This is a genomic window from Thermus aquaticus (assembly GCF_001280255.1).
Taxonomy (GTDB): Bacteria; Deinococcota; Deinococci; order Deinococcales; family Thermaceae; genus Thermus; species Thermus aquaticus.
Genome location: NZ_LHCI01000077.1, coordinates 1 through 338 on the forward strand (window position 1 = coordinate 1; position 338 = coordinate 338).

Consider the following 338-nt stretch of genomic DNA (forward strand, 5'->3'; position numbering starts at 1 on the left):
CCCGCCTGGCCCCTTCGTCTAGGCTCCTGCGGTCCAGCCCCTCTCCGATGAAGACCAGGTGGTTCAGGCCGTCCCTGGCCTCGGCAAAACCCAGCTCCAGGTGGAAGACCAAGGGCTTGGGGGCCTCCCGGAGCCGGACCACCCCCTTGCCCCGGAGGAGACGGGAGCCGTGCAGGAGGAGGAGGACCCCTTTGAGCCAGGCTTCGAGGTCCCCCAGGGAGGCCTCCCCTGGGAGGACCACCACCCGGGCGTGGGCGTGGAGGTGGACCCCAGGGTGGAGGATGCGCAGGCTCCGGGGCGGGAAAAGGACCTCCTCCCCCCCCACCCCCCCCCCCCCC

Annotated in this window: 1 protein-coding gene; it reads right to left on the bottom strand. The window is 72.5% G+C overall.

Annotated elements, in window-relative coordinates; all coding sequences use genetic code 11:
* Positions 1 to 338 (bottom strand): CobW C-terminal domain-containing protein (locus tag BVI061214_RS13965; protein WP_162207990.1); only part of this gene is annotated, 338 nt, incomplete at both ends.